This is a genomic window from Halobacterium salinarum DSM 3754 (assembly GCF_008124605.1).
Lineage (GTDB): Archaea > Halobacteriota > Halobacteria > Halobacteriales > Halobacteriaceae > Halobacterium > Halobacterium salinarum.
Genome location: NZ_VRYN01000002.1, coordinates 284,708 through 310,580, shown reverse-complemented (window position 1 = coordinate 310,580; position 25,873 = coordinate 284,708). Strand labels below are relative to the sequence as shown.

The following is a 25,873-nucleotide window of genomic DNA, read 5'->3' as shown; positions in this document are numbered from 1 at the left end:
CGGGCGCTGCCCGCCGCGTCACTCCGCGTCCGCACCGGTCCGGGTTGCCTCGGCGACCCGGACGGCGGCGACGTTCTCGGGCACGTCGTGGACGCGCACGATGTCCGCGCCGCGGTCGGCCGCCAGCGCCGACGCGGCCGCGGTCGCGTACCCGCCTTCGTCCGGGTAGCGGTCGACCGCGCCGAACATCGACTTGTGGCTGTGCCCGACCAGCACGGGGCCGCCGAGCGCGTGGAACTCGTCGGCGCGGTCCAGCAACTCGAAGCCCTCGGCGGCGCTTTTGCCGAACCCGAGCCCGGGGTCGACGATGATCCGCTCGCGGGGGACGCCGGCCTTCTCGGCGAGCAGCACGCGCTCGGTGAGCTCCGCGATGACGTCGTCGACCACGTCGTCGTAGTCGGGATCGCTGTCGGGGTCGACCGGCGCGTCGATCGAATGCATCACGACGATCGGGGCGTCGTACTCGGCGGCCACGAACCGCATCTCGGGGTCGTCCAACCCGGTCACGTCGTTGAGGATGTCCGCCCCCGCCTCCAGGGCCTGCCGCGCGACCTCGGCTTTCCGGGTGTCCACCGACAGCAACACGTCCAGGTCGCTGATCCGCTCGATCACCGGGAGCACCCGATCGAGTTCGTCGGCGACGCTGACGGCGTCGGCACCGGGGCGCGTGGACTCCCCGCCGATGTCGATGACGTCGACGCCGTTTTCGGCCATCGACTCGGCGCGCGCGACCGCGTCTTCGAGGGCGTCGTACTCGCCGCCGTCGTGGAAGCTGTCCGGCGTGACGTTCAGGATGCCCATCACGGCGGTGCGCTCGCCCTCCCAGGGGTAGCCATGCGTGGCCGGTGCCGCCTGGATGCCCAGCGACTCCCGGAGGTCCGCGCCGACCTCGCTGAGGCCGTAGGGCTGCCCGTCGAGTTTCTCACAGAGGCGCTTGAACTGCGCCATCGTCGCCATCATGACGGCGTCAACCATCGCCCCGGACTGCGCGTTCAGCCCCGACACCGAACACTCCCCGCCGAGGCTCAACAGCTCCTCTTTGAGGTACTGGGCCTGCCGCGTCTGCACCCTGGTTTTCACCACGCGGTGGACGCCCTTCCCGCGCATCCGCCACACCCCCGGCGGCGTCACGTGCGCGCGCTCAAGCGCGTCCCGCGCGTCGTCGAGGCTGTCGACGTCGGTCTCCGCGAACGTGCGCGTCCACCGGGTCCGGGCTTCCGCGACCGCGAACAGCGATCCCGCGACGAGCACGAGGTCGTCCGCGGTCGCCTCCGCGATCGCGTCCGCGACCGCCGACTCCACGGCCCGCGTCACGCTCACGGTTCCCGCGCCGGCGTCCTCGAACACCGCCGCGAGCACGTCGGCGTCCTCCGCACGGTCGGGCACCGGCTCGCACGCCCACACGTGGTCGGGCGTCGGGAGCGCGGCCGCCATCGCCCCGTGATCCTTGTCGTGCATCGCGCCGAACACGGTCAGCAGGCGGTCGTAGTCGAACTCGGCGACCGTCTCCGCGACGGCACCACACGCCCCCGGGTTGTGCGCGCCGTCCAACACCACCACGGGGTCGGCCCCCATCACCTCGAAGCGCCCCGGCCAGTGCGCGCTCCGCAGCCCGCGCGCGATGGCGTCGTCGTCGACGCCCGCCGTCTGTCGCGCCAGCGCCGCCGCGACGCCCGCGTTCTCGGCCTGGTGGTCGCCCAGCAGCGGGATCTCGGTGGCCACCGACCAGTCGTCGCCGGTGATCGAGACCGCGGCCTCGGTGTGGTTGGTGCGCCCCTCGTAGGTCGCGGTCACGTCGCGCCCCGCGGTGTCGCCGACAGTGCGGACGGCACCCGCGTGGTCGCGCACGGCCGCCAGCGCATCGTCGGTGGTCGCGGTCACCAGCGGCGTATCGCCCGCCGGCGCGACGTGGGCTTTGTCCCGCGCGATCTCGGGGATCGTCTCCCCGAGCACGTCGGTGTGTTCGAGGGTCACCGACGTGACGGCGCTCGCCGACGGGTCCACCACACTGGTCGCGTCCAGGCGGCCGCCGATCCCGACCTCAAGCACCGCCACGTCCACGTCCGCGCGGCTGAACTGCCACAGCGCCATCGCGGTCACGACCTCGAAGTACGTCGGCGCGGCCCCGTCGGCCGCGCGCTCGGTCACGTACGGCGTGATCGTCTCGATGAACGTCGTCAGCGCCGCCTTCGACATGCGGCGGCCGTTGACGGTCACCCGCTCGCGCACGTCGTCGAAATGCGGCGACGTGTACAGCCCCACGTCCAGGCCGGCCGCCCGGAGGATGGACTCCGTGAACCGTGCGGTCGATCCCTTCCCGTTGGACCCCGCGATCTGCACGTAGTCGGGGCCGTCCTGGTGTGGGTCGCCGAGGCTGGCAAGCAGGTCCGCCGTCGACTCGGTCCCCGGTTTCGGCCCGTACCGCCGGAGGTCCAGCAGGAAGTTCGCCGCTTCGTCGTAGCGCATACACCAGCCCAGCCACGCTGCCAGTATCAGGTTGTCGGAGCCGCCGCCCTAGTCGTGGCGGAACGCCCGGTGGCCGGTGAACACCATCGCCATGCCGTGCTCGTTGGCGGCCTCGATGACCTGGTCGTCGTTTTTCGAGCCGCCGGGCTGGATCACGGCCTCGATGCCCGCCTCGGCGGCGGCCGCGATGCCGTCCGGGAACGGGAAGAACGCGTCCGACGCCATCACCGCGCCGTCGGCGGTCTTGCCGTTGGCGTCGCGCTCGGCCTTTTTGGCCGCGATCTCGACGGCGTCGACGCGGGACACCTGGCCGACGCCCAGCCCCACCGTCTCGGTGCCGGCCGCGAACAGGATGCCGTTGGATTTCACGTGCGTGAGCACGCGCCACGCGAACAGCATCGTCTCGACCTCCGCGGCCGTGGGTTCGCGCTTGGTGACGACCTCCAGGTCGTCGGCCGTCGGCGCCCACGTGTTGCGCTCCTGGACGAGCCGGCCGCCGACCAGCGGCGTCTCCGTAACGGGTGCGGGCGTGCCGTCGAGTGTGCCCACATCGAGCACTCGGAGGTTCGACTTCGCCGTGAGCACGTCCACGGCGTCGTCGGTGTAGCCGGGCGCGACCACGACCTCCTTGAACGAGTCCGCCACCCGCGTTGCGGTCTCGGCGTCGCACTCCCGGTTGAGCGCGACGATCCCCCCGAACGCGCTCTTGGCGTCCGTGGACAGCGCGTCGCTGTAGGCGTCGGCCAGCGTGTCCGCGGTCGCGCAGCCAGCGGGGTTGGTGTGTTTGATGACGGCCGCCGCCGGCCCGTCGTCGAACTCCCTGACGAGCGCGAGCGCGGCGTCGGCGTCGTTGTAGTTGTTGTACGAGAGCGCTTTCGCGTCCGGGTTCAGTTGGTCGGCGTGCACCACGCTGGCGGCCGCGTGCGTGTTGTCACGGTAGACGGCGGCGTCCTGGTGGGGGTTCTCGCCGTACCGCAACACGTCCTCGCGGGTCGTCCCGGTGAGCCGGCGGGCGGGAAACGTGGCTGCGTCGTCGCTGTCGGCGCGCGAAACGCCGTCCGTGGTGGCGTCGAGTTCGCCGGCGGCGAACTGGCGGATCGCCCGCGGGTACGCCTCGAACTCCGCGTCCTGTCGCACGCGCGTCTTGAGCGTGGCGGCCGTGTCGTCCTCGAAGACGGGCACCGACTCCTGGGTCACGATCGGGCCGCCGTCGACGTCCCCGGTGCGCACGCTGCCGTCCTCGGCGACGGCGTTCGTGACGACGTGGACGGTACACCCCGAGACCGACACGCCGGCGTCGAGCACCTGTTCGTGGGCGTTGCGCCCCGGGAACGCCGGCAGCAGGCTCGGGTGAACGTTCAGCGTGGTGGGCATCGCGTCGAGGAACACCTCCGAGAGCACCCGCATGTAGCCGTCCAGACAGACCACGTCGATGTCGTAGTCGTCGAGCGCCGCGACGACGCGGCGCTCGTGGTCCCGCCGCGACTCCTCGGCGCGGCGCTCGACGACCACGGTGGGGATGTCGCGGTCGGCGGCGGCGTCGAGCACGGGCGCGTCGGCGTGGTTCGACACGACGACGCCGAGGTCGGCACCGCCGGGCTGTTGGTCGGCGAGATGCAGGAGGTTTCGGCCACGGTTGCTGGCCAGACCAGCGATGGTGGACATACTGACTACACCCGCCGCCTCCCGCAAAGCCGTTGTGGTTCCACACGACCGAGTATCCATGAATTCGCATACTAACGGCGTGTTTCGGGCGTCCGTTGCCGGGAAATGTACATCCTCGTGCGTCGGCGGGATCGGTAGGCTTTTGCGGCGAGCACCGCCAGTCGGTGGCATGACCGACGACCACGCCCTGTACGCGGTGTCGCCACTCGACGGCCGGTACAGCGGCCGCACCGACGCGCTCGCGCCGTACGTCAGCGAGGCGGCGCTCATGCGGGCGCGCGTCGAAGTCGAAGCCGAGTACGTGCTCGCGCTCGCGGACCTCGACGCCGTCCCGCTCGAACTCGTTGGCGACGAACGCACCGCGCTCCGGGACGCCTACAAGACCTTCGACGCAGCCGACGCCGACCTCGTCAAGCGCATCGAGACCGAGGGCGCGCTCGGCCACGCCGCCACCAACCACGACGTGAAAGCCGTCGAGTACTTCCTGCGCGAGCACGCCCCGGCGCGCGCCCACTCCTGGATCCACTTCGGGCTCACCAGCGAGGACGTCAACAACCTCGCGTACCGACTGCTCGTCGACGGCGCGATCACCGCCGTCCTCACGCCCGAGTTGCGCGGCCTCCGCGACGACCTCGTGTCGTTCGCACACGACTACGCCGACCTCCCGATGCTCGCGCGCACCCACGGCCAGCCCGCCACCCCGACGACGTTCGGCAAGGAGATGGCCGTCTACGCCGCCCGACTCGGGCGCGCGCTCGCCCGCATCACCGACGCCGTCGACGGACTCACGGGCAAGCTCGCCGGTGCCTCCGGCACCTGGGCGGCCCACACCGCGGCGTTCCCGGACGTGGACTGGCGGTCGTTCGCTGCGCGGTTCGTGGACTCCCTGGGGCTGGCGTACGCCGAACCAACCACGCAGGTCAACCCCTGCGACGACCTCACGGCGGTGTTCGACGCGGTCGCGGGCGCGAACGGCGTCCTCGAAGACCTCGCGGTCGACGCGTGGCTGTACGTCTCCCAGCGCTACCTCGGCCAGGACGCCGCCGACGGCGAAACCGGCTCCTCGACGATGCCACACAAGGTCAACCCCATCGACTTCGAGAACGCCGAAGGCAACCTCGCGAAAGCCAACAGCGACCTCGGGTTCCTCGGTGACTCGCTCACCACCAGTCGCCTCCAGCGGGACCTCTCGGATTCGACGGTGAAACGCAACATCGGCGCGGCGTTCGCGCACTGCCTGCTCGCCTACCGCAAGCTCGGGGACGGCCTCGACGCAGTCACCCCCAACGAGGCGGTGCTCCGGGAGGACCTGCGCGCCAACCCCGAAGTCATCGGGGAGGCCGTCCAGACGATCCTCCGGCGGGAAGGCCACGACGACGCCTACGAGCGCGTGAAAGCACTCACGCGGGGCGAACGCGTCTCCCTGGACGACTTCAAGGAGCTGTTTGCCAGCCTCGACATCGACGCCGACACCCGTGACGAACTGCTCGCGTTGACCCCCGAGCGCTACGTCGGCGTCGCCGCCGACATCGCGCGCGACGCCTGACGCGCCGCCGTCGGCGTCGCCGGTTCCGCGGGTTTTTTGCCGCGTGTCCCGTACCGGCGTCCGAATGCTGGTCCTCGGAGACGCGCACGCCACAACCCCCGGACGGCGCCGGGCACTGTTCGCCGCGTATCGCGCGGCCAACGAGTCCGTCGCCGTGCAGGCTGGCGACCTCATGTACTACGACCTCCCGGTGCAGACGTATTTCATCGGCGGCAACAACGAAGACTTCGACGCCATCGACGCCCTCCGCAACGGCCGCGTCGAGAGCGACGACGTCGCCAACGCCACGCTGCTGAACAGCACCGCCGCAACCGTCGACGGCCGCCGGGTCGCCGGCCTCACCGGGAACTACGCGCCGACCCAGTTCGACAAACCCCGGGCGGTGTTGCGCGGCGACCGCCGCCGGCATTTCGTCCGCAGCGACGTCGAGGCGGTCATGGACCTCGACGACATCGACATCTTCGTGGCACACGAAGCCCCCAACGGGCTCCCCGTCGAGGAGGACTACGACGTGGGCTGCCAGCACATCGACGACATCCTGGATGCCCTCCAACCGTCGCTGTGTCTGGTCGGCCACCACCACCAACACGCCGAATGCGACTACGGCGACACCCACGTCGTCGGCCTGGAGCCGGCCTGGGAGTCGTACTACGTCGTCGACCCCGACACGCTCGCCGTCACCCGCCACGACACGCCGCCCGCCTGACGTACATTCAAGACCGTGCGCCACCGAGGTAGATCCATGCCGCCGCTTCAGCCCGCCCAGCGGGTCGCTGTACTCGCTGACTCACAGAACCTCTATCACTCCGCACAGAGCGTTTACTCTCAGAACATCGACTACGCTGCCCTGCTGGACAAAGGCGTTCAGGACCGCGAACTCACGCGCGCCATCGCGTACGTGATCCGCGCCCAATCCGAGGACGAAGACCGGTTTTTCGACGCGCTCCGGGACATCGGCTTCGAGACGAAGATCAAGGCCATCAAGACGTTCGGCGACGGCTCGAAGAAAGCCGACTGGGACGTCGGCATGAGCCTCGATGCGGTGTCGCTGGCCGATCACATCGACACCATTGTGCTTTGCACCGGCGACGGTGACTTCTCCCGGCTGTGTCGCCACCTCCGCCACGAGGGCGTTCGCGTCGAAGTGATGGCCTTCGAAGAGTCGGCGGCGACGGAACTCGTCGACGCCGCGGACTCGTTTGTCGATCTCAGCGAGCGCACCGAGACGTTCCTGCTGTAGCTACACGACCCGGCCGTCGGTGCCCGTCATCCCCATCAGGATCGAGCCCAACGCGAGCCCAAGCGTTCCGGTTCCGGCAGCCACGAGCACCACCGTCGACGTGGTCGGCGTCTGGCTCGTCCAGAAGAGTATCGCGGCGCTTGCGAGCAACAGCACGCCCGCAACGGCGATCTTCGCGGTGTCGTTCATGCGCGTTCGTTACAGGCCAGCCCACATAAACGCGTTCACTCGGTCTCGAAGCCGCTTTACGCGCGGCCCACGCACGCCCAGACATGCAGGATGCCGGCATTCCGGCGCTTCGCACCGTCGCTGCCTACCAGTATGGGGCGGCGGCCGGGCGGGCGCTGTTCCCCGAAGACAAACCCCACCACGTGCAGCGGTCCAGCACCGGTCGCCCCCAGCAGATCCACCGCGACGACGGCGCGCGCCTCGTCTCCGTCGGGCTCGACGGCCGCCTCACGCTTGGCCCCGCCGGCGGCCAGCGACTGATCGACGCGCTCGAACACCCCCGGGCTCGCGTCGTCGTCGGCGACGAGAGCGAGCCGTTCGTCCGCGACGGCAAGAACGTGTTCGCGAAGTTCGTCACCGATGTCGACGACGACGCCCGCCAGGGCGACGAGCTCGCGGTGGTGCACGAGGACGGCCGCCTGCTCGCGGTCGGGCGCGCCGAACTCGACGCCGCGTCGATGCGGGACTTCGAGACCGGGATGGCGGTGTCGGTGCGGGCCGGCGTTCCCGCGACCGACGCGTAACGGCGGGCTACCGCGGCTCGACCCGCATCCGCATCTCCTGTTCGGGGTGGATCGTCAGCGACGGCACGAACGACAACGGGGTGTCGCCCTCGTACCGCAGCCGGTAGTCGCTGGCGACGGTCGCCACGATGAGTTTGGCTTCCAGCAGCGCCAGCTGTTTGCCGATGCAGTGACGCGGGCCGCCGCCGAACGGGAAGTACGCGAACCGCGGGCGGTCGGCGCGGCGCTCGGGCCGCCAGCGTTCGGGGTCGAACGCCTCGGGGTCGTCCCAGTGGTCCGGGGAGCGGTGGATCGCCCACTGTGGGAGCATGATGGGCGCGCCGGCCGGCACCTCCGAGCCGGCCAGCTCGACCGGCTCGATCGGCGTTCGAAAGACGTTGTAGACCGGCGGATACAGCCGCATCGACTCCTGGAGCACCCACTCAAGGTAGTCGAGATCCTGGAGCTGCGCGACGGTGGGCTGTGCGCCGTCGTCGAGCGCGCCGTCCAGTTCGGCGTGCAGCCGTGCCTCCACGTCGGGATGCTCGGACAGCAGGAACCACGTGTACGTCAGGGTCAACGCGGTCGTGTCGTGGCCCGCCAGCAGCGTCGTCATCACCTCGTCGCGGAGCCGATCCAGGGACTGCTCGCCGCGGTCGCGGGCGCGCAACAACACCGACAACAAGTCCATGGGATCGTCCCCGTCGCCCCCGCTGGCGGTCCCCTCGCGCGCAGCGACGATGTCGTCGACGAGATCGTCAAGCGTCGCGACCGCCGCCGCGTACTCCCGGTCGTCGGGCATCGGCAGCCACTCCGGCACCGCGAACCGCACGGGGTCCGGCTCGAAACGCGCGCCCACCGGCTCCAGGGCGTCCCCGATGGCGTCCACGCGCGCCTCGGGCAGCGACACGCCAAGCATCACGTCCAGGATCACGTCCAGGGTGATGTGTGTCATCGCCGCCTCCACGTCGACGGTGTCGCCGACCGGCCAGTCGTCGACCCTGTCGGCGGCGTGGGCGGCGATGTCCGCGTCGAACCCGGCGACGCGCGCCATCGAGAACGCCGGATTGGCGCGGCCGCGCTGCTCGCGCCACGATTCGCCCTCGCTCAACAGCAGGCCGTCCCCGAGCAGGTCGTCGATGGCGTCGGCCTGGAACTCCGGCTTCCGGAACTCGGCGGCGTCGCTCACGAGCAGCCGCTCGACGAGCGCGGGCTCGGTCACCACGTACGTCTCCATGGGTCCCATGTCGAAGGCCGCGATCCCGTCGTAGGCGCGCTCGACGCCCTCCAGAAACGCCGTCGGGTCGTCGGCGTACTGGCGGCTGCTTCCGAACACTGGGTCCCCGCGTGGCCCGGGTGGTGTGTCGTTCACGCCCGTGGGTTCGGGCTACACCACCAAAGCCACACGGCCCAGCCGATCCGACACGCAGCCCCGCTGGCCGCGACAACTGCGTGGGGTTTTTGATCCCGCGCCGCGAGCGTCTACCCATGTTTGGAGGCGGCGGCATGAACCCCCGGAAGATGCAGCAGATGATGGAACAAATGGGCATCGACGTCGACGAGCTCGACGCCACCGAGGTCGTCATCTCGCTCGACGACGGCACCGAGGTCGTGTTCTCGGACCCCGACGTGACGAAGATGGACGCCCGCGGGCAGGAAACCTACCAGGTGCTCGGTGACCCGGTCGAGCGCGACGCCGCCGACGCCATCGAGGCCGCCCCCGCCGACGACAGCGACGACACCGACGACGATGACGCCATCCCGCAGGGCGACGTCGACATCGTCGTGCAGCGGGCGAGCGTCCCCGAAGACGAAGCCCGCGAAGCGCTCGAAGCCGCCGACGGCGATCTAGCGGCCGCCATCGACCACGTAGACGAGTGATGTTGCTGGTGCGGGGGGACCGCGAGTTCCTCGTTGCCCCCGGCGAGGAGCTGCACACGGACCTCGGCGTCATCGAGGCCCCCGACGACCCCACCCCCGGGGAGACCGTCGAGACGCATCTCGGCGAACCGTTCACGGTCCGGGAGCTTCGCGGCCCCGACCTGTTCAACCACTTCGAGCGCACGGGCGCGCCGATGATGCCCAAGGACATCGGCCTCGTCATGGGCCACACGGGCGTCTCGGGCGCGGATCGCGTGCTCGACGCCGGCACGGGAACGGGCGTGCTGGCGGCGTACCTCGGGCGCGCCGGGGCGGACGTCACGACCTACGAGCAGGACGCCGACTTCGCGGCCGTCGCCCGCGAGAACATGTCGCTTGCCGGCGTTTCGGACGCCGTCTCGGTGCGCGCCGGCGATGTCACCGCGGACCTCGACGCGCTCGGCACGTTCGACGTGCTCACGCTGGACACCCAGGACGCCCCCGACGTTGTCGCGCACGCCGACGACCTCCTGGTGTCCGGCGGCCAGGTCGCCGTCTACTCGCCGTTCGTGGAGAACGCGCGCGCCACGACCCAGGCCGCCCGCGACGCCGGCCTCGTGGACATCGACGCCATGGAGACGATCCAGCGCCGCATGGACTTCGACGACCGCGGAAGCCGCCCGTCGACCGCGGGCGTCGGTCACACCGGCTACCTGTTGTTCGCCCGGAACCCGTAGCGGTCGTTCCGGGCGCTGACCCACGCCACCAATCCCGCGGGGTCAAGCCGGCCTGGTGGCGGTGGGGTCGGCCGGTGGCGCTGCTGGGCGCGTGTCTCGGCACCGACAAACCAGCCACACAACGGCCGCCTAGTTGTCGTCTTCGCGCCAGCGGTGCTCGCACTCCGTGCAGATGAAAAACCGCGTCTCGGACTCGTCGGCCGACCGGATCTGCTGCATATACCAGTGGGCTTCGTCGTTGTCACAGTCCGGGCAGACGACGCTCGTCGTCGGCAGGCCGCGGTCCTGGGCGTCGCTGACGTCGACGACCTCGGTCTCCTCCTGGCCTTCGGTGACGACGAAACTCGCCGACGGGTCCTTGGGTTGCTTGTGCCCGCAGCTGCTGCATACCCACAGCTCGTCGTCGGCTTTCATCATCGAGCCGCAGTCGTCGCAGAACTCCATGCTCCCCGGCTAGCACCGCGGGTCAGTTAAGCGTCGTGTTTCAGCGCCGACCAGACACACTGCCTGCCCGGTCCCGAAGCATCAAACGCCGGGAACCCGAGTACACGCACAATGGGATTGTTGGATACGGATCGGCGCGTGCTCACGCTCGCACTCGCACGCATGGCCGACGCGCTCGGGAACTCGTTTCTCATCGTCTTACTGCCGGCGTACATCGGCGAAGGATACGTCGCCGTCGACTCGCTGACCGGGCCGCTGTCGGTCGCCGGGGTCTCCGTGCTGACGGTCACGCCGGCGCTCCTCATCGGGATCGTGCTGTCGACGTTCGGCTTCCTGAACAGCTTCCTGCAACCGTTCACCGGCCGGCTCTCGGACCGCACGGGCGTTCGAAAGCCGTTCATCCTCGGCGGCCTGGTGTTGCTCGCGCTCGCGTCCGGCGCGTACGCGTTCGTCTCCGACTACCGGCTCCTGTTGGTGTTGCGCGCGCTCCAGGGCATCGGCGCGGCGCTCACGGTGCCCGCCACGGTCGCGCTGGTCAGCGAACTCGGGACCACCGAGACCCGCGGCAGCAACTTCGGCGTGTTCAACACCTTCCGCCTGATCGGGTTCGGGTTCGGCCCCATCATCGCCGGCGTGGTGCTCGAAGTGTTCAGCTTCAACGCCGCGTTCGGCGTCGCCGCCGCCGGCGCGCTCACGAGCTTCGTGCTCGTCGAGCTCACCGTCGACGAACCCGACACCGACGGCGCGGACGCCGGCGACGACCTCTCGATCGCGGTGCGTGGCGACGACGCCGTCCTCGACCCCGTGTTCGCGCTCGGCATCGCCACCGTCGCCATGGGGATCTGCATCGCGATGTTCGCAACCCTCGAAGCCAAGATCAACGGCAAACTCGACCAGTCGTCGATCCTGTTCGGCGCGGAGTTCGGCGCGGTCACGCTCGCCAACGTCATGTTCCAGGTGCCCATCGGCACCGCCAGCGACACCTACGGCCGCCGGCCGTTCATCATCGCGGGGTTCATCATCCTGATCCCCGCCACGATCGCGCAGGGCTACGCGCCGACCCCCGCCACCATGATCCTCGCGCGCTTCGTGCAGGGGATCGCCGTCGCGGCGGTGTTCGCGCCGTCGCTTGCGGTCGCGGGCGACCTCGCGGGCGCCGGCGAATCCGGGAGCACGCTGGCGGTGCTCACGATGGGGTTCGGACTCGGCACCGCGATCGGGCCGCTGGCGTCGGGGTTCCTCGCCGCGTACGGCCTCGCGACACCGTTCCTCATCGGGGGCGTGCTGGCGGCGCTCGCGCTAGCCGTCGTCTACACGCAGGTGTACGAAACCGTCCCGGACGCCACGGCGGTCTCGGCGTCGACGGGTGACTGACTACTCGAAGTCGGGATCGCGGTCTTCGAGGAACGCCTGCATGCCCTCCTGTTGGTCGTGGCTCCCGAACAGGCCCGCCCAGGTCCGCGCCTCGAACTCCAGGCCCGCCGACAGCGTCGTTTCGTGGCTGGTGTTGATGGCGTCCTTGGCGGCGCGCATCGCCGCCGCGGGTTGGGCGGCGAGATCGCGCGCCAGCGACGCCACGTGGTCGTCGATCTCCGCCGCCGGCACGACCTCGCCGACGAGGCCGTGCTCGCTGGCGTCCGCGGCGCTCAGCCGGTCACCGAAGTAGATCATGCGGCGCGCGGTCTCGTCGCCGACGATCCGGGGCAGGCGCTGGGTGCCCCCCCAGCCGGGGATGATGCCGATGTCGATCTCGGTCTGCCCGAGGATCGCGTCCTCGCTCGCAACCCGCAGATCGCAGGCCAACGCCAGCTCCATGCCGCCGCCGAACGCGTACCCGTCGATCGCGGCGACGACCGGTGCCGGGAACGACTCGATGGCGTCGGCGACGCTGTGCCCGAGTTCGGCGTACGCCTGCGCCTCCGCGGTGTCCATCTCCACCATGTGTGAGATGTCCGCGCCCGCGATGAACGCGTCGTCGCCGGCGCTGGTGAGCACGACGGCGCGCGCGCCCTCCGACTCGGCGGTGTCGAGGGTGTCACGCAGCGCGTGCAGCGTCGCCACGTTCAACGCGTTCAGGCTGTCCGGGCGGCTGATCGTGATCGTTGCCACGCCGTCGTCGACCGCAAGCGCAACGGTGTCGCTCATGACAGTGGGCACGCGGCCCCCGGGCAAAAGGCTCCGGGGTCCGGTTCGCAAATCCAATATACCGGCTGCCCGAACGACGCCACATGACACTCTCCGCGGAGGCCCACGAGCGCCTGGCGGACCTCGTGGCGCTCCAGCCAACGAAGAACAGCGACCTCCAGGACCGCTGGGGGTTGGACTCCGGCAGCGCCGTCCACCAATACCTCGAATCCCACCTGCGGGAGTACTACTACCGCGACGAGGACTCGATGATCCGCGCGACCGCCGAAGCGTCGACGCTCGTGGGCGACGACGACGCCGACGAGGCGCCCGCCGTCCACATGTCCGACACCGAACGCCTCGTGTTCGACGTCATCGCCGGCCCCGAGGACCGCTCCCAGAGCGTCGTCTCGGTGCTCCACGCCGTCCAGGACGAACACGGCGCGGACGCCGACGGCCTCGACGCCGGGGGCGTGCGGCGCGCGCTCCAGACGCTCAAGCGCAAAGGCATCATCGAGGTGGAGAACCGAACCGTGCCGACCTTCCGGCTGGCCGTCCCCCGCCAGGAGGTCACCGTCGCCGACGACTGACGCCGGTCACTCGCGGCGGCGCTGCCGCCGGTCGGCGAGCACCGCCTGCACCGTCGCCCCAGGCCCGCCCTCGATCGGCCAGCCGTGCTGGCGCCACCCCGGCGGCTCCGGCTCGTAGTCGGCACACGATCCCCCGCATTCGGCCGCCGACTGCTCGCGGGCTTTCGCCGCGCACGCCGGCACGTAGCCGTGCGCGCCGTCGACAAGCCGGAACTGCCGGCAGTCCGGCCGCATCGTGTCGACGTACGACCGCCAGCCGCGCTCGAAGGCGCGCTCCGCGATCGCCAGGCGCGTGTGTGCCTTCCAGTCGGCGTCGACGTACTCGAAGCCGGTGGCCGGCCGGTCGGCACCGTCGGCCGGCCGGCTGGTGAGCCGCGTGCCCGATGCCGCCGTGGCCAGCCCGTGGGGCAGCCACTCCACCGTCACCGTCCAGTCGTCGTCGAACACCAGGATCCCGGCCTCCACCGGGAGGTCCGCCAGCAGCGCGCGCTGGACGCCGCCCGCCGCGTCGTCGGCCGTCGCCACCCACACCTCGTCGGCGAGCCCCAGCGCCACGTCCCGCCGGAGCTGTGTAGTCAGCGCGTCGGCCGCCGACGCGTCGAGGTCCGGCTTGTTCTCGATGGCGACGATCCGGCGCACCCACTCCGGGTACGCCATCGCCCGCCGGATCTCGATTTTGTTGCCGTCCCGCCGGGTCTCCAGGATGCCGCGGTCGCTCGCCCGGTGGACGGCCTCCCGCACGTACCGCCACGGATACTCCGGCGTGGGGAGCGCGTCCCGGTAGAACGCCCAGTCCGTCGGCGCGTGCCGGACGACGTGCAGGAGGTCGGCGTCGAGGCGCTGCGCGCCGAACTGCGCGCGCTGGCGGAGTCCCTCGGGGTCGACCTCCACGACGATCGTGTCCCAGCGCCGCCGCTTCGTCCCGAGCTGGCGCGCGACGATCCGTGGCGCGCCGTCGCGCTCGGGCCGCCAACACGCCTCCGCCCACGCGCACACTCGCAGCTCGAAGCCGAACTCGTGGCCGACTGTCACGGCTGGACTGCGGTCGCGGACCGGCGTCTGTCTTTCGGCGCGCCGGCGGCCCCGCGGCTGGTCGCTGTCAGGACTGTGCGTCGGCCGACCGCCGGGCGGCGGTCAGATGTCGGCGTCCTCGTCGATGAACACGTGGGCGTCTTCGAGGATCTCCCGGGGGCCATCTTGGGTGATGGTGTTGACCGCCTGGTCGTAGTCGCGCCACTGCAGGTCCGAGTGTTCGTTGGACAGCTCCGCGCTGGCCTCGAAGGACTTCGCGATGAACAGATGCACCGTCTTGTGGATCCGGTCACCGTTGGCCTCGAACACGTAGTCGTACTCGTCGCGGAAGCCGTCAACGAGGCGGAAATCCTCGATCCCGGCTTCCTCCTGTACCTCTCGAATCGCCGTCTGCTGGAGCTCCTCGTCCCCCTCCACGCCGCCTTTCGGGAACTCCCAGTCCCCGGGACGGCTCTTCAGGAGGAGGTACTCGCGCCGGTCCCGCGTGTCGCGGAACAGGATCGCGCCGGCGCTGGTCGCTTCGACCGTCATTACGGTCCGGTAGTGCAGCGGCCGTTAAGTCAATGTCGGAGTGGGGGTGGCTCGCACGCCGCCACGATCAAACACACGGTTTAACACGGTGGGTCACCTCACTCAGGGGTAGCACCCCCAGCGATGACCTTCGTTACAAAACTCTCTCTGGAAAGCGGGGACCGAACGGCGCTCGACGCCGTCGTCTCCGACATCAAGGAAACGTGTCGACGAAAAGGCGCTCGACTCAAGGGCCCACACTCCGACGCTCCGGCCGAGATCCGCGTGCCGCTGTACGCCCGTCTCGGCGGCGACTCCGCGGAGAAAACCAACGACTGGCAGTACACGGTCTACCGACGCCGCGTCGAACTGCACGGCCACGACGACCTCGCCCGCGACATCATGGAGCGGGACTTCCCGGCCAGCGTCCACGTCGAAGCCGAAGTCGAGCGCATCGAGCCACTCGGGTCCTCCGTCTGAGGCTGCCCGCCTCGGTTCCCGTTGTTCCACCCGACCAGCGGCAGCGCTGGCCGGCGTTCGGTCTCCGGGCCGCCCGAAAAAAGAAGCGCGCCGCTTAGAACGCGCTCTCGCCGACCGTTTCGAGGTAGTCGGCCTCGCCGACGTGGTCGTCGGTGTCGAAGCCCGTGACCCGTAGTCGTACCTTCGTGTCGAGCGCGTCCGCGGGCGCGCCGTCCAACCGCAGTGTCGAATCACCGACGCGCACGACGTGCGCGCCGTCCGCGCGCCCCGTGACGAACAGCTCCAGTTCGTCGCCGGCATCGAAGCGCGGCGTGTTCGACCGGAACGTCAACCCCGCCAGGTACTTCTCGAGGATGCTCATGCGCGCGCCACCTCCTCGCTCTCGCGGTCACTGATGTACTCCAGGCCGAAGCCAGTCAGCGCCGAGAACACGAACACCCCCACGAGCAGCCACCCGTGGAAGACGAACGGCACGACTTCCGTGGGGTCGACCACCATTCCCCGGGTGAACCAGTCGTACTTGGTGGGCAGGTCCGCCAGCGCTGCGTAGCCGACGAGCACGCCACCCGACCACGGGAAGATGTACCCGAGCGCGCTCGTGTTCGCGTCCAGGATGTTCGCACGCCGGTAGCTGTTGATATTGAATCGTTCGCCGAGGCGCGCGATGTACGGCGCGATCGCGATCTCGGCGGCGGTGTTGATCGTAATCATGGAGTTCACGAACGCGGTGCCAAGCACCATCGTGAGTTCGGCGCGTCGCACCGTCGTGGCCACCGACTCAAGTAGGAAGTCCTGGATCGCGCGGAAGCCGCCCCCGCGGATCATGATCTGTGCGCCGGCCACGATCAGCAACACGAGCACGATCAGGGGGAAAAACCCCTGCGCACCAGCGTACAGGCTGCCACCGACGCTGCTGGTGACGCCCTCGGGGCTGGTGTTGATGGCTTCGACGAACGGCAGCACGGAGAGCTCGCGTGCGATCCAGAGGCTATCGCTGGCGCGGAACACCAGCATCTCCGAGACGTCCGCCAGCCCGAACACGACGTTCAACACGAACGCCACGACGATCCCCCAGGAGATCGCTTCGACGATGTGGCGGCCGGCGATGGCGGTGCCGATGACCGTGGCCATCGACAGCAGGTGCAGGAGGCCAGTGGGCCCGACGTTCGACCCCAGGATGGCGCTCGCGTCGCCCGCAACCGAGATGCCGTCCATCACCGCGCCGGCACCCAGGTACGCGGCAAACGACAGCACGGCCGCGACGCCCGCGTACTTGAATCTGGACGCTACCACACCGCCGATGTCGGCGTCCTGCGTGACCGCCGACACGATGGTGGTGTCGCTGACCGGCGCGAGGTTGTCCCCGAAGACCACGCCGGAGAGGATCGCCCCGAACAGCAACGCGGGGTTCGCGCCGAGTGCGACCCCCGCCGGGAAGAACAGCGCGGTGAACGCGACGGTGGTCCCGTAGCCGGAGCCGATGCCGGTCGCCAGCAGCCCCGCAAGGATGAACGTCGCTGCCGGGAACACCGCGCCGCCGATGCCGGCCGCCTCCGCGGCCCACACCAGCCCGGAGACGAACTGCCCCGTCTGGATGGTTTCGGCGAACATGCCAGCCCACAGCCACGCGACGATCGCGGTGGCCGCGACCCGCTGGGTCATCCCCGCGAAGATCGTGTTCGCGTATCCGGCCCACGATCCCTTCACGAGGAACATGCCGAAGATGAGCGCCACCAGCATTCCCGCCACGAGTCCTGTGGTGTCGCTGACTCGGAGCACGCCGCTCTGTACGATCGCCCATACAACAAAGAAGACGAGCGGGAACGCGCTCGCCAGTTTGCCGCCGTAGAAGTCGATTTCGGGCTCGGAGTCGTCCCCCGCAGACACTCCCCCATCGAACCCGTCCGTCTGGTCAGTACTCATTCTGCTACGGTTGCTAATTCCCTGGCAGCGGGAAATATGTTACTGGGCCTCTGAGCGACTCCCACATTTAAACTGTCACCGGACGCCACATACCGTATGGACTACACTGATCCTGCGGTGCTGACTCGACTCCGACGCGACCTCCACGGGATCCCCGAGCCGGCGTGGTGTGAGTTCCAGACGACCGCTCGCGTCGTCGACGCCTGCGAGGACATCGGCGTCGACACACTCCACGTCGGCCCGCAGGCCGTGGCGTCCGACGCGCGCATGGCGGTGCCGGACGACGACACGCTCGCCGACTGGCGGGCAACCGCCCGGGACGCGGGCGTCGACGAGGCGCTGCTCGACTCGATGGCGGGCGGCCACACGGGCGCGATCGCGGTCCTCGACCGCGGCGAAGGCCCGACGGTGGGGCTGCGCGTGGACATCGACGCGCTCCACATCACGGAAAGCGAGGCTGACGACCACCACCCCGCGGCCGCGGGGTTTCGATCCGAGCACGACGGCTGCATGCACGCCTGCGGCCACGACGGCCACGCCACCATCGGCGTCGGCGTGCTCGCGGCGGTCGCCGACAGCGACTTCCAGGGCACGCTGAAGGTCGTCTTCCAGCCCGCCGAGGAGCGCGCCGGCGGCGGCAAACCAATCGCCGAGAGCGGCCACCTCGACGACGTCGACTACCTGTACGCCGTGCACCTGGGCCTGGATCACCCCACCGGGGAGGTGGTTGCCGGCGTCGACGGCTTCCTCGCGGTCAGCCACCTGCGCGCCGACTTCACGGGGACCGGCGCGCACGCCGGCTCCCACCCCGAGGACGGCCGCAACGCCATCCAGGCGATGGCGACGGCGATCCAGAACCTCCACGCGATCCCGCGCCACGACGGCGGCGCAACCCGCGTGAACGCGGGCCGCGCCGGTGGCGGCACGGCACCCAACATCGTCCCCGACAGCGCCTTCCTGGAGGGGGAGGTGCGGGGGGAAACGACGGCGCTGATGGAGTACATGAAATCACACGCCGACCGCGTCGTCCGGTCGGCGGCGGAGATGCACGACTGCACCGTCGAAACGGCGACCGAGGGACAAGCCCCGAGCGCGGAAAGCGACCGCGAGCTCGCAGCCTGCTTCGGGGCGGTCGCTGCCGACCGGGCCGGCGTTGATTCCGTCCTCGACAGCGACGCCCTCGGCGGCAGCGAGGACGCCACCTATCTCATGCGTCGCGTCCAGAACACGGGCGGCATGGCGTGCTACGTCTGTGTCGGCACCGACCACCCCGGCGGCCACCACACGCCGACGTTCGACGTCGACGAGCAGTCGCTTCGGATCGGCGTCGGCGCGCTCACCACCGCGATCACGCGGGTCGCGGAGACGCGGCCCTGACGCCCCTCGGTCAGTATTTCGCGTCCGCGCCCGTCACGTCGTACACTGACTGCATGATGTCGTCGCGGCGGGCCTGCCAGTCGGCGAGCCCGTCGGGGGAACTCGGATACGCCCGGTAGTGATCGAGCAGCCGGTCGGCCTGCTGTTTCGCGCGGTAGAAATCCATGATCTCCGACCAGTACCCGAAGGACTTCAGCGCCGTCACCAGCTTGAGCTTGAGCCCGAACTGGGTGCTGCCGTCGTAGAGCGCTTCGGCCAGCTTCTGGCCGGGCAGCGCCGCCAACAGCCCCATCAGGTCGTCGACGTCGATGGCCGTCGACATGATGTTGTAGACGTCCAGGGCGGCGTACCGCGCGCCGAAGTGGTCCATGACGTGCTCGTTGTACTCCCACAGCATCGATTCGGACACGTCGCCGGTTTCGGCGGCGCGGATCGCGCGCTCGCCGGCGTAGGTGCCGGCGTACGCCGCGCCCGCGATGCCGCCGCCGGTCGTCGGGTTGACGTGACCCGCGGCGTCCCCAACCGCCATGAACCCGGGTGCCGTCGCGGAGTCGTAGGGCCGCCGCGTCGGCAGCGCCGCCCCGAGCTTGTCGGTGACTTCGGCCCCCTCGAACTCGGGGCGCTGCTGGAGGTCGGCCTTCAGGTCGTCGACCAGCGTCATCGGCTCCTCGGTCATCTGGAACCCCAGCCCGGCGTTGATCTCCGTGTCCGTGCGCGGGAAATACCAGAGGTAGCCGGCGGCGCGATCCGTCGGCTTGAACACGAGCGCGTCGTCCCACTCGACGGGCTCGGGCACCTCCACGATCTCCCGGTATGCCGAACAGAACTGCGAGTACGAGACGTTCGTGTCGAAGGTCGCCCCCGACACGTCGACTTTGTCCTGGAGGATCGACAGCGACCCCGCGGCGTCGATCACGATGTCGCCGGTGAACTCGTGGCCGCGCCCGTCACGGATGCCGGTGACGCCCGTGACCCGGCCGTCGTCGTCCTGGATGACCGACTCCACGACGGTGTCGTAGCTGAACGTGACGCCGGTGCGCTCGGCACCGTCGATCACGCACCGGCCGTACTCCCGGCGGTCGATGACCGCAAGCTCCCCCGGGACGGGGATGTTGAGGACGGTGTCCTCGCGGGGGATCTCGAACCGGCCGTGGTCGACGCCGGTGTTCGTGAACGCGGGTTCGAGTTGGGATTTCGGGATCACATCGGGGAAGTTGTCCGCGCCCTTGAGGGCGTCCCCACACGCGATGTGCCCGGCTTCCGACGCCGATTTTCGCTCGACAACGACGACGTCGTAGCCCGCGTCGGCGACCGTCGCCGCGGCATAGCAGCCAGCGGTTCCAGCGCCAACAACGACGACGTCGTACTCGTGAGCAGGCATACTCGCGAGTTGCCGTCCGCGAGCAAAACTCTTTATGACGACACCGACGGCCCGCGCTCGCAGGGTGGAAAGCGTTTTGTCCACACTCCTGCAAGCGTGGGCCGTATGACCGAGTACACCGTGGAGTTCGCCGGCGCCGGCGAAACCATCGAGGTGTCGGACACCGAAACGATCCTGAAGGCGTGTCTGCGGGAGGGCATCGCCCAGGAGTACTCCTGTCGGGTCGGCATGTGTCTGGCGTGCTCCGCGAAAATCGAATCGGGCGATGTCACCCAGCCGGCCGCCCGCGGCCTCACCGACGCGGAAGCCGACGAGTACGCCCTGACGTGTATGGCGCGCCCACAGACGGATCTCGTACTCGACCGCGGGAAGTACCCGCCCAGCATCGAGGAGGAGGCTGCGGTCGCCGACCAGGCCGCCGCCGACGACGACTGAGCTCAGTCACCCGACACCGCGCAGTTGTTCGGCCCCCGCTCCAACGCCAGGGTGTCCTCGTCGATCGCCGTCTCGCCGAGGTTCACTGCCACGATCGCCTCGTCGTTCGCGGGCCGCGGCGGCAGCCCGGTGGTCACGTGATCGACGAACGCCGCTCGATCCAGATCCAGCATCGACAGCTCCGCCGCAACGGCCGCCAGCGACCCCACCACCCCGCCGTCGCGTCCGTCGTGGGTCGTCGATGGGGTGACGTGGCCGGGCATCACCCGCCGCTCGTCCGCGGTCGCGGTCAGCGCCCCGAGCGTGTCGTACTGGCGGCCCGCGAGCTCGCGGGCCGCGTCGGCGTCCTCCAGGTCGGGGCGGCCGACACCGTCCAAGAACAGGCAGTCCCCCGTCAGGAGGTCGTCGCCCCACGAGAACACGAGGTGTTCGGACGTGTGTCCGGGGGCGTGCGTGACCCCGAGCGTGCGGTCGCCGACCGCGATCTCGTCCCCGTCGGTCGCGAGCACGTCGGCGTCCACCGCCAGGCCGCGCTCGGTCGCGCCGGCCGGGAGCACGCGCGCGGCGGCCGTCGCGTCGGCCAGCCCCCTCACGCCCGACACGTGGTCGGCGTGCACGTGCGAGTCGATGGCGTGTGTGATCGTCGCGTCGCGGGCGGCCGCCGCCTCGACGTAGGCGTCGACGGCCGCCGCCAGCGGATCCACGACCGCCGCCGCGTCGCCGTCCACGAGCAGGTACGACAGGCAGCCACTCGACGGGCGTTCGAACTGCACCACGCCGTTGCCGAGGTCGTGGCTGGTGACGAACGCCCCCCAGGCGTCCATTCCGCCCTCCAGGTTCACGGCGTCGACGCCCTCCGCGCGGAGGGATTCGGCGACCTCCGCGCTGGCCTCACCGACCGCACAGACAACGACCACCGGCTCCCTGAGACCGTCCGGAACCACGCTCGCTGCGTCGCCGCTGACACCGGCGGCGACGACCTCCATGTAGGGGGTGTGTCGCGCCGTCACGCCGGGGCCGTCGACGCACCACGCGTCGAACTCCGCGCCGTCACGAACGTCGAGCACGTCTACCTCGCGGTCCGCCTGGAGCCAGTTGTAGAGATCACGAACCGACACCGTGGGTGCAGGCATACGCGCCCCTACATCGCCTGGGGGCAAAAGCTCACGTTCACCGGCGACCAACCCACCCCATGAACGCCGAGCGTTTCCCGGACGCAGTCGCGGACCGCACACGCACCGCCCTCGACCGCCTGGGGTCATCCAAGCGCCTGGTTGCGATCACGGGCGCGGACCTCACCACGCCGACGGTGCTCGCGCGCGCCGCCGCCAGCGAGGCCGCCGCCGCCGACACCTTCGACGCGCTCGCCGCCGCCGCCGACACCGACGCCGCAGCCGCCGCCTGCGACTCGTTTGCCGCCACCGAACGGGACCACTACGACCGGGTCACGGCGGCGCTCGACGCCGACGACGCCGACACGGCGGCCGACCCGGGCGCGATCCACGACTACCTCCGCGAGCGGCCCGACGACACCACCCGCCTCGGCGCGGTGGTCGGCCGCGGGCTGGTCGCCGACCGCACGCTCGCGCAGTTCGTGGGCTTTTTCGTCAACGACGCCGCCCACGACCGCGCGGACCTGTTCCGCGACCTCAGACGCGACACCAGCGCCGACACCGCCGACGCCGCCGCCGCGCTGGCGTCGTGTTGCGACGGCGACGACGACTGGGCGCGCGCCGCCGATGCCGCCGCCGACGCCGTCGACGCCGCCTACCAGGAGTACGTCGCCGCCCTCAACGGGATGGGCGTCGACGCCAAGTCGGTCTGCTGATCGCTGTCCCGGCGCGCCGCGGTCACGCCTCGTCGAACAGGGTTTCGCCGTCGACCATGTGTTCCTCGACGGCGTCCATGTCCAGGGTGATGCCCAGCCCCGGCCGTTCGGGCACCTCGATGGAGCCGTCCTCGATGACGTCCTCTGCGACGAGATCGCTCCACCAGCCCAGTTCGTAGGAGTGGTACTCGACGGCCAGCGCGTTCGGGATGGCGGCCCCGACGTGCGCGCTCGCCATCGTCGCCACCGGCGAGGCGACGTTGTGCATCGCCACCGGAACGTAATACTGGTTCGCCACGTCCGCGATCTTCCGCGTCTCCCGCATCCCACCGACCTTCGGGAGGTCGGGCGCGACGATGTCGACGGCCTGGTTCTCGATGAGGCGGCGCGCCTCCGTCACGCGATACCGGTTCTCCCCGACCGCGATGGGCGTCGCCGTGGACTCGGTTACGGACGCCTGGACGTCGAGGTTCTCGGGGGGTACCGGGTCTTCGAGCCACCACACGTCGTACGCCTCAAGCTCCGCCGCGAGGCGCTTGGCGCTCCCGCCGGAGAACGTCCAGTGGCAGTCGAAGGCAACGTCAGCCCGGTCTCTCACGCGCTCCGTGACCGCCGCCACGATGTCGGCCTTGTGCCGGATCTCGCCCGGGCGCAGGTGGCGGTTCGCGCGGTCCTTCTCCAGCCCGCTGGGGACGTCCAGGTCGAACTTGAGGGCGTCGTAGCCGAGGTCGTCGACCACGCGCTCGGCCTCGTCGGCGCACGCCTCGGGGTCGGCCTCCGCCGCCGTATGGCAGTCACAGTACACCCGCACCTCGTCGCGGTATTTCCCGCCGAGCAGCTGGTAGGCGGGGACGCCCAGGACCTTCCCGGCGAGGTCGTGGAGCGCGACCTCGATGCCCGAGATCGCGGTCACCGTGACGCCTTCCACGGAGCCCTCACCGCTCATCTTCTGGACGAGGTGCTCGAACAGCCGGTCGATGTCAAGGGGGTTCTCGCCCACGACGAACGGCGTCATGCGCTCGATGAGTTCGGGGACGCCGGCCCCCCAGTAGGCTTCCCCCGTCCCGACGACGCCCGCGTCGGTGTAGACGCGCACCAGCGTCCACGGGAAGTTCCCGTCCACCATCGTGGTCTGGATGTCCGTGATTTCGAGATCCCGCGGTGCGGGGCGACCGCTGTCCGCGCCCATCGTCTCGGCGGACAGCTCGCGCATGGTGTACTCCGCGTTCGGATCGTGGAGGTCCGCGTAGTCCTCGCTCATGGCTGCGCGTTCGCCCGCCACGGTGTAAAACTCCTGCTCACAGCAGCCCCAGGTCGGCGAGGTCCGCTTCGAGCGCCGCCCGGTCGTCGTCGTCCAGCCCGCGCAGCGGCGACCGCAGCGGCCCGGCGTCGAACCCCCGCAGCCCCAGGGCGGCCTTCACGCCCGCCATGTAGGGGCCGCGCTTGAGCGCTGCCCGCACCTCGTAGACGGTGGACTGGCGCGCCCTGGCGCGCTCGCGGTCGCCCTCGTCGTAGGCCTCGTACAGCCCCACCACCAGCTCCGGGGCGACGTTGGCGACGGCCGACACCAGCCCCGCACAGCCCACGTCCAAGCCCGGCGCAAGCAGGGAGTCCGAGCCCGCCAGGAACGTCAACTCGGGATGGGCGTCGACGGCCTGCCCCAGCCACGGCACGTCCTTCGAGGAGTCTTTGACCCCCGCCAGGGTGTCGATCTCCGCCAGCGCCGCCAGCGTCTCCAGGGACAGCTCGTTGCCCGTCTTCGACGGGATGTGGTAGACGTACACCGGGCAGTCGACGGCCGCCGCCACCCGCCGGTAGTGTTCGACGGCGGCCGTGCCGTCCAGCGGATAGTAGAACGGCGTCACGACCACGACCCCGTCGGCACCGACCGACGCGGCGTGCTCGGCGTGGGCGACCGTCTGGCGCGTGGACGGCGCGCCGACGCCCGCGATGACCGGCACCTCGCCCCCGACCTCGTCGACGACCGCAGTCACGACGCGGTCGCGCTCACTCGGGGTCAACAGCGGGAACTCGCCGTTCGTCCCCAGCGGGAACACCCCATGTACGCCCGCATCCACGACCATGCGGGCGTGGTCGGCGGTGGTGTCGGCGTCGAGGCTCTCGTCCGCGTCGAAGGCGGTTACAACCGGCGGAACGACGCCATGCAGTCCCAGTGGGTCCCCGCTGCCCGGGGCCGGCGCGTGCGTTGGCATGCGTGTGTGGTGTGCGGCGACCAGCATAAGCGCCGCGGGCCACGCCCGCTACGCGAACTGCGCCAGCGCCCACGCCGTCCGGAGGATTTCGTCCGCCGCGCCGGCGTCGAAGACGAGTTCGTCGGTCGTCGCCACGTGCTCCAGCACGCGCGTCGAGGCGTGTTCGGGTGCGGCAGCGATGCCGCTGTCGTGGTCGTCGACGTGCTCCATCACCCGCAGGTCGCTTTTCGAATCCCCCATCACGAGCGCGAACGGATCCGCCACCCCGAGCACGTCCAGGGCCGCCTGCACCCCAACCACCTTGTTCAGTTCCCGGGACGCGATCTCGGCGGCGTCCCCCTCGTAATACCCCACGTCGATCCGCGACAGCGTTTCGGCCGCCGCCTCGCCGAGCGCGTCGGCGTCGCCGACGGCGGCCGAGGACGCCGCGACGACCGCCGCGATCTCGGGGTCGGCGTCCGCGTAGTACGCCCGCACGGCCGCCGGGTCCGCGCCCACGCAGTCCGCCAGCAACCCCAACAGATGCACGAGCGCGCTGTCGATGAGCCCGCGGGCGCGCTCGCTGCCGGTCTCGTAGTTCGGCTTGAGCGTGACGTTGAACTCGTTACCCTGGAGGTGACACCCCCGCCGGATGTCCTCGGGGGCCGCCGTGTGCACCCGCGAGCGCACGTCGTCGAACACGCCCCGCACGTCGTCGCCGAGGTCCTCGTACAGCAGCCGCTTCGTGTCCGCGCCGTGGCCCGGCGTGAACACGCCCGTCCCGGCCTCGTACACCACCGACAGCCGCCCGGAATGCACGAGCTCGTTGCCCAACCCCTGGCTCAAAAACCCCTTGACGTTTTCCAGGGTCTGCCCCGTACAGATGACGATGGGGACGCCCGCCTCGTGGAACTCCGTGAGCAGATGCAGCGTGGCCCGTGGGATCTCGTTGTCCGTGCTGCCCGCCGACCGCAGCGTCTCGTCGACGTCCAAGACCAGCACGTTGACCGCCCGCCCGTACTTGCCGTAGAGGTCCAGGGCGGTGAACGCCTGGTCGCGGGTGGCCCGCGCCGCCACGTCGGCGAACGCGTCGTGGGCCGGGAACGCCGCCCTGATCTCGTCTTTGTGCGCCGCCAGCTCGTCGCTTGCTGACTCCCAGTACTGCAGTGCAACCGGCGAATCGACTGGCGGCGCGAGGTCCACGAACTCCTGGTGGGCGCGCAGGCTCTCGGTGTCGAACTCGTCGTAGAGCGTGTACAACCGGTCGTGCAGCTGCATGCCGGACCGAGGGCTGGGGTCCACTTCAACCCCC

At 70.2% G+C, this 25,873-nt stretch carries 27 protein-coding genes; 12 read left to right on the top strand and 15 right to left on the bottom strand.

Annotated features, from left to right (window positions below):
- Positions 1–18: 18 nt before the first annotated feature.
- Both folP and APQ99_RS06710 read right to left on the bottom strand, forming a co-directional pair.
- A complete protein-coding gene (folP, locus tag APQ99_RS06715; protein WP_010902259.1) occupies positions 19–2,466 on the bottom strand; it encodes a dihydropteroate synthase in 2,448 nt (815 codons plus the stop codon).
- A 48-nt stretch (positions 2,467–2,514) separates the two neighbouring features.
- Positions 2,515–4,131 carry a formyltransferase family protein gene (locus APQ99_RS06710; protein WP_012289152.1) on the bottom strand — a complete coding sequence of 539 codons (1,617 nt, stop codon included), beginning with the start codon at positions 4,129–4,131 and terminating at the stop codon, positions 2,515–2,517.
- Positions 4,132–4,300: 169 nt separating this feature from the next.
- On the opposite strand from APQ99_RS06710, the gene purB reads away from it, so the two are divergent.
- The 3 genes from purB to APQ99_RS06695 all read left to right on the top strand — a co-directional run bounded on the left by purB (position 4,301) and on the right by APQ99_RS06695 (position 6,917).
- Complete coding sequence (purB, locus tag APQ99_RS06705) at positions 4,301–5,677, top strand: adenylosuccinate lyase (RefSeq protein WP_012289153.1); 1,377 nt, start codon at positions 4,301–4,303, stop codon at positions 5,675–5,677.
- A 64-nt stretch (positions 5,678–5,741) separates the two neighbouring features.
- On the top strand, positions 5,742–6,383 hold the full coding sequence (locus APQ99_RS06700; RefSeq protein ID WP_010902262.1) for a metallophosphoesterase family protein: 642 nt from the start codon (positions 5,742–5,744) through the stop codon (positions 6,381–6,383).
- Between the two features lie 36 nt (positions 6,384–6,419).
- On the top strand, positions 6,420–6,917 hold the full coding sequence (locus APQ99_RS06695; RefSeq protein ID WP_010902263.1) for a LabA-like NYN domain-containing protein: 498 nt from the start codon (positions 6,420–6,422) through the stop codon (positions 6,915–6,917).
- Here APQ99_RS06695 and APQ99_RS06690 read toward each other — a convergent pair whose 3' ends face one another.
- A complete protein-coding gene (locus APQ99_RS06690; protein ID WP_010902264.1) occupies positions 6,918–7,106 on the bottom strand; it encodes a hypothetical protein in 189 nt (62 codons plus the stop codon).
- 83 nt (positions 7,107–7,189) lie between these two features.
- Between APQ99_RS06690 and APQ99_RS06685 the strand changes: the two genes are divergently transcribed.
- Positions 7,190–7,669, top strand: coding sequence for a PUA domain-containing protein (locus tag APQ99_RS06685; RefSeq protein WP_010902265.1), 480 nt, complete (start codon positions 7,190–7,192; stop codon positions 7,667–7,669).
- Positions 7,670–7,676: 7 nt separating this feature from the next.
- On the opposite strand, the gene APQ99_RS06680 is transcribed toward APQ99_RS06685, so the two are convergent.
- Positions 7,677–9,020: a cytochrome P450 gene (locus tag APQ99_RS06680; protein ID WP_012289154.1), complete on the bottom strand. Its 1,344-nt coding sequence runs from the start codon at positions 9,018–9,020 to the stop codon at positions 7,677–7,679.
- Between the two features lie 116 nt (positions 9,021–9,136).
- Here APQ99_RS06680 and APQ99_RS06675 point away from each other — a divergent pair, with 116 nt between their 5' ends.
- Together APQ99_RS06675 and APQ99_RS06670 are read left to right on the top strand one after the other, a co-directional pair.
- A complete protein-coding gene (locus APQ99_RS06675; RefSeq protein ID WP_010902267.1) occupies positions 9,137–9,529 on the top strand; it encodes a nascent polypeptide-associated complex protein in 393 nt (130 codons plus the stop codon).
- Positions 9,526–10,245, top strand: a complete 720-nt coding sequence (locus APQ99_RS06670) for a methyltransferase domain-containing protein (protein WP_173362408.1) — start codon at positions 9,526–9,528, stop codon at positions 10,243–10,245. Before APQ99_RS06675 ends, APQ99_RS06670 begins: the two co-directional genes overlap by 4 nt.
- A gap of 129 nt (positions 10,246–10,374) precedes the next feature.
- Here the strand turns inward: APQ99_RS06670 and APQ99_RS06665 are convergent, their stop codons facing one another.
- Entirely contained in the window at positions 10,375–10,689 is a 315-nt protein-coding gene (locus tag APQ99_RS06665; RefSeq protein ID WP_010902269.1) for a transcription factor S, read from the bottom strand.
- 111 nt (positions 10,690–10,800) lie between these two features.
- On the opposite strand from APQ99_RS06665, the gene APQ99_RS06660 reads away from it, so the two are divergent.
- On the top strand, positions 10,801–12,063 hold the full coding sequence (locus APQ99_RS06660; protein WP_010902270.1) for an MFS transporter: 1,263 nt from the start codon (positions 10,801–10,803) through the stop codon (positions 12,061–12,063).
- Here the strand turns inward: APQ99_RS06660 and APQ99_RS06655 are convergent, their stop codons facing one another.
- Positions 12,064–12,834 (bottom strand): enoyl-CoA hydratase/isomerase family protein, encoded by a 771-nt coding sequence (locus tag APQ99_RS06655; protein WP_136361091.1) that lies wholly within the window; start codon positions 12,832–12,834, stop codon positions 12,064–12,066. It lies immediately after the preceding gene.
- A gap of 83 nt (positions 12,835–12,917) precedes the next feature.
- Here APQ99_RS06655 and APQ99_RS06650 point away from each other — a divergent pair, with 83 nt between their 5' ends.
- Positions 12,918–13,403 (top strand): DUF5797 family protein, encoded by a 486-nt coding sequence (locus APQ99_RS06650; RefSeq protein WP_010902272.1) that lies wholly within the window; start codon positions 12,918–12,920, stop codon positions 13,401–13,403.
- A 6-nt stretch (positions 13,404–13,409) separates the two neighbouring features.
- Here the strand turns inward: APQ99_RS06650 and APQ99_RS06645 are convergent, their stop codons facing one another.
- A complete protein-coding gene (locus APQ99_RS06645; protein ID WP_012289155.1) occupies positions 13,410–14,435 on the bottom strand; it encodes a DUF5787 family protein in 1,026 nt (341 codons plus the stop codon).
- A gap of 102 nt (positions 14,436–14,537) precedes the next feature.
- Positions 14,538–14,966: a bis(5'-nucleosyl)-tetraphosphatase gene (locus tag APQ99_RS06640; protein ID WP_010902274.1), complete on the bottom strand. Its 429-nt coding sequence runs from the start codon at positions 14,964–14,966 to the stop codon at positions 14,538–14,540.
- 123 nt (positions 14,967–15,089) lie between these two features.
- Between APQ99_RS06640 and APQ99_RS06635 the strand changes: the two genes are divergently transcribed.
- Positions 15,090–15,425 carry an uS10/mL48 family ribosomal protein gene (locus APQ99_RS06635; protein ID WP_010902275.1) on the top strand — a complete coding sequence of 112 codons (336 nt, stop codon included), beginning with the start codon at positions 15,090–15,092 and terminating at the stop codon, positions 15,423–15,425.
- A 94-nt stretch (positions 15,426–15,519) separates the two neighbouring features.
- Here APQ99_RS06635 and APQ99_RS06630 read toward each other — a convergent pair whose 3' ends face one another.
- On the bottom strand, positions 15,520–15,786 hold the full coding sequence (locus tag APQ99_RS06630) for a DUF7513 family protein (protein WP_010902276.1): 267 nt from the start codon (positions 15,784–15,786) through the stop codon (positions 15,520–15,522).
- Entirely contained in the window at positions 15,783–17,348 is a 1,566-nt protein-coding gene (locus APQ99_RS06625) for a Na+/H+ antiporter NhaC family protein (protein ID WP_136361092.1), read from the bottom strand. The genes APQ99_RS06630 and APQ99_RS06625 overlap by 4 nt, the downstream gene beginning before the upstream one ends.
- A gap of 96 nt (positions 17,349–17,444) precedes the next feature.
- On the opposite strand from APQ99_RS06625, the gene APQ99_RS06620 reads away from it, so the two are divergent.
- A complete protein-coding gene (locus APQ99_RS06620; protein WP_010902278.1) occupies positions 17,445–18,725 on the top strand; it encodes a M20 family metallo-hydrolase in 1,281 nt (426 codons plus the stop codon).
- A 10-nt stretch (positions 18,726–18,735) separates the two neighbouring features.
- Here the strand turns inward: APQ99_RS06620 and APQ99_RS06615 are convergent, their stop codons facing one another.
- Positions 18,736–20,106, bottom strand: coding sequence for a geranylgeranyl reductase family protein (locus APQ99_RS06615; RefSeq protein WP_010902279.1), 1,371 nt, complete (start codon positions 20,104–20,106; stop codon positions 18,736–18,738).
- A 105-nt stretch (positions 20,107–20,211) separates the two neighbouring features.
- On the opposite strand from APQ99_RS06615, the gene APQ99_RS06610 reads away from it, so the two are divergent.
- A complete protein-coding gene (locus APQ99_RS06610) occupies positions 20,212–20,541 on the top strand; it encodes a 2Fe-2S iron-sulfur cluster-binding protein (RefSeq protein WP_010902280.1) in 330 nt (109 codons plus the stop codon).
- Between the two features lie 2 nt (positions 20,542–20,543).
- On the opposite strand, the gene APQ99_RS06605 is transcribed toward APQ99_RS06610, so the two are convergent.
- The gene (locus APQ99_RS06605; protein WP_010902281.1) at positions 20,544–21,674 is read right to left on the bottom strand and encodes an MBL fold metallo-hydrolase; all 1,131 of its coding nucleotides are present in this window, start codon (positions 21,672–21,674) and stop codon (positions 20,544–20,546) included.
- A 59-nt stretch (positions 21,675–21,733) separates the two neighbouring features.
- Here APQ99_RS06605 and APQ99_RS06600 point away from each other — a divergent pair, with 59 nt between their 5' ends.
- Entirely contained in the window at positions 21,734–22,369 is a 636-nt protein-coding gene (locus APQ99_RS06600) for a hypothetical protein (protein ID WP_010902282.1), read from the top strand.
- Positions 22,370–22,391: 22 nt separating this feature from the next.
- Here the strand turns inward: APQ99_RS06600 and APQ99_RS06595 are convergent, their stop codons facing one another.
- Genes APQ99_RS06595 through APQ99_RS06585 form a run of 3 tightly spaced genes read right to left on the bottom strand, consistent with a single transcriptional unit; the run spans position 22,392 to position 25,839 of the window.
- Positions 22,392–23,630 (bottom strand): mandelate racemase/muconate lactonizing enzyme family protein, encoded by a 1,239-nt coding sequence (locus APQ99_RS06595; RefSeq protein WP_010902283.1) that lies wholly within the window; start codon positions 23,628–23,630, stop codon positions 22,392–22,394.
- Between the two features lie 37 nt (positions 23,631–23,667).
- Positions 23,668–24,582, bottom strand: a complete 915-nt coding sequence (locus tag APQ99_RS06590; protein ID WP_012289156.1) for a dihydrodipicolinate synthase family protein — start codon at positions 24,580–24,582, stop codon at positions 23,668–23,670.
- Positions 24,583–24,630: 48 nt separating this feature from the next.
- Positions 24,631–25,839 (bottom strand): HAD family hydrolase, encoded by a 1,209-nt coding sequence (locus APQ99_RS06585; protein WP_010902285.1) that lies wholly within the window; start codon positions 25,837–25,839, stop codon positions 24,631–24,633.
- Between the last annotated feature and the right edge of the window lie 34 nt (positions 25,840–25,873).

Excerpts from the sequence above, each read along its gene's own strand:
- purB (WP_012289153.1), top strand. The coding sequence starts at position 4,301 with ATGACCGACGACCACGCCCTGTACGCGGTGTCGCCACTCGACGGCCGG.
- APQ99_RS06655 (WP_136361091.1), bottom strand. The coding sequence starts at position 12,834 with ATGAGCGACACCGTTGCGCTTGCGGTCGACGACGGCGTGGCAACGATC.
- APQ99_RS06620 (WP_010902278.1), top strand. The coding sequence starts at position 17,445 with ATGGACTACACTGATCCTGCGGTGCTGACTCGACTCCGACGCGACCTC.
- APQ99_RS06625 (WP_136361092.1), bottom strand. The coding sequence starts at position 17,348 with ATGAGTACTGACCAGACGGACGGGTTCGATGGGGGAGTGTCTGCGGGG.
- APQ99_RS06605 (WP_010902281.1), bottom strand. The coding sequence starts at position 21,674 with ATGCCTGCACCCACGGTGTCGGTTCGTGATCTCTACAACTGGCTCCAG.
- APQ99_RS06675 (WP_010902267.1), top strand. The coding sequence starts at position 9,137 with ATGTTTGGAGGCGGCGGCATGAACCCCCGGAAGATGCAGCAGATGATG.
- APQ99_RS06615 (WP_010902279.1), bottom strand. The coding sequence starts at position 20,106 with ATGCCTGCTCACGAGTACGACGTCGTCGTTGTTGGCGCTGGAACCGCT.
- folP (WP_010902259.1), bottom strand. The coding sequence starts at position 2,466 with ATGCGCTACGACGAAGCGGCGAACTTCCTGCTGGACCTCCGGCGGTAC.
- APQ99_RS06590 (WP_012289156.1), bottom strand. The coding sequence starts at position 24,582 with ATGCCAACGCACGCGCCGGCCCCGGGCAGCGGGGACCCACTGGGACTG.
- APQ99_RS06660 (WP_010902270.1), top strand. The coding sequence starts at position 10,801 with ATGGGATTGTTGGATACGGATCGGCGCGTGCTCACGCTCGCACTCGCA.
- APQ99_RS06700 (WP_010902262.1), top strand. The coding sequence starts at position 5,742 with ATGCTGGTCCTCGGAGACGCGCACGCCACAACCCCCGGACGGCGCCGG.
- APQ99_RS06685 (WP_010902265.1), top strand. The coding sequence starts at position 7,190 with ATGCAGGATGCCGGCATTCCGGCGCTTCGCACCGTCGCTGCCTACCAG.
- APQ99_RS06690 (WP_010902264.1), bottom strand. The coding sequence starts at position 7,106 with ATGAACGACACCGCGAAGATCGCCGTTGCGGGCGTGCTGTTGCTCGCA.
- APQ99_RS06650 (WP_010902272.1), top strand. The coding sequence starts at position 12,918 with ATGACACTCTCCGCGGAGGCCCACGAGCGCCTGGCGGACCTCGTGGCG.
- APQ99_RS06595 (WP_010902283.1), bottom strand. The coding sequence starts at position 23,630 with ATGAGCGAGGACTACGCGGACCTCCACGATCCGAACGCGGAGTACACC.
- APQ99_RS06710 (WP_012289152.1), bottom strand. The coding sequence starts at position 4,131 with ATGTCCACCATCGCTGGTCTGGCCAGCAACCGTGGCCGAAACCTCCTG.
- APQ99_RS06630 (WP_010902276.1), bottom strand. The coding sequence starts at position 15,786 with ATGAGCATCCTCGAGAAGTACCTGGCGGGGTTGACGTTCCGGTCGAAC.
- APQ99_RS06635 (WP_010902275.1), top strand. The coding sequence starts at position 15,090 with ATGACCTTCGTTACAAAACTCTCTCTGGAAAGCGGGGACCGAACGGCG.
- APQ99_RS06640 (WP_010902274.1), bottom strand. The coding sequence starts at position 14,966 with ATGACGGTCGAAGCGACCAGCGCCGGCGCGATCCTGTTCCGCGACACG.
- APQ99_RS06695 (WP_010902263.1), top strand. The coding sequence starts at position 6,420 with ATGCCGCCGCTTCAGCCCGCCCAGCGGGTCGCTGTACTCGCTGACTCA.
- APQ99_RS06585 (WP_010902285.1), bottom strand. The coding sequence starts at position 25,839 with ATGCAGCTGCACGACCGGTTGTACACGCTCTACGACGAGTTCGACACC.
- APQ99_RS06610 (WP_010902280.1), top strand. The coding sequence starts at position 20,212 with ATGACCGAGTACACCGTGGAGTTCGCCGGCGCCGGCGAAACCATCGAG.
- APQ99_RS06600 (WP_010902282.1), top strand. The coding sequence starts at position 21,734 with ATGAACGCCGAGCGTTTCCCGGACGCAGTCGCGGACCGCACACGCACC.
- APQ99_RS06665 (WP_010902269.1), bottom strand. The coding sequence starts at position 10,689 with ATGGAGTTCTGCGACGACTGCGGCTCGATGATGAAAGCCGACGACGAG.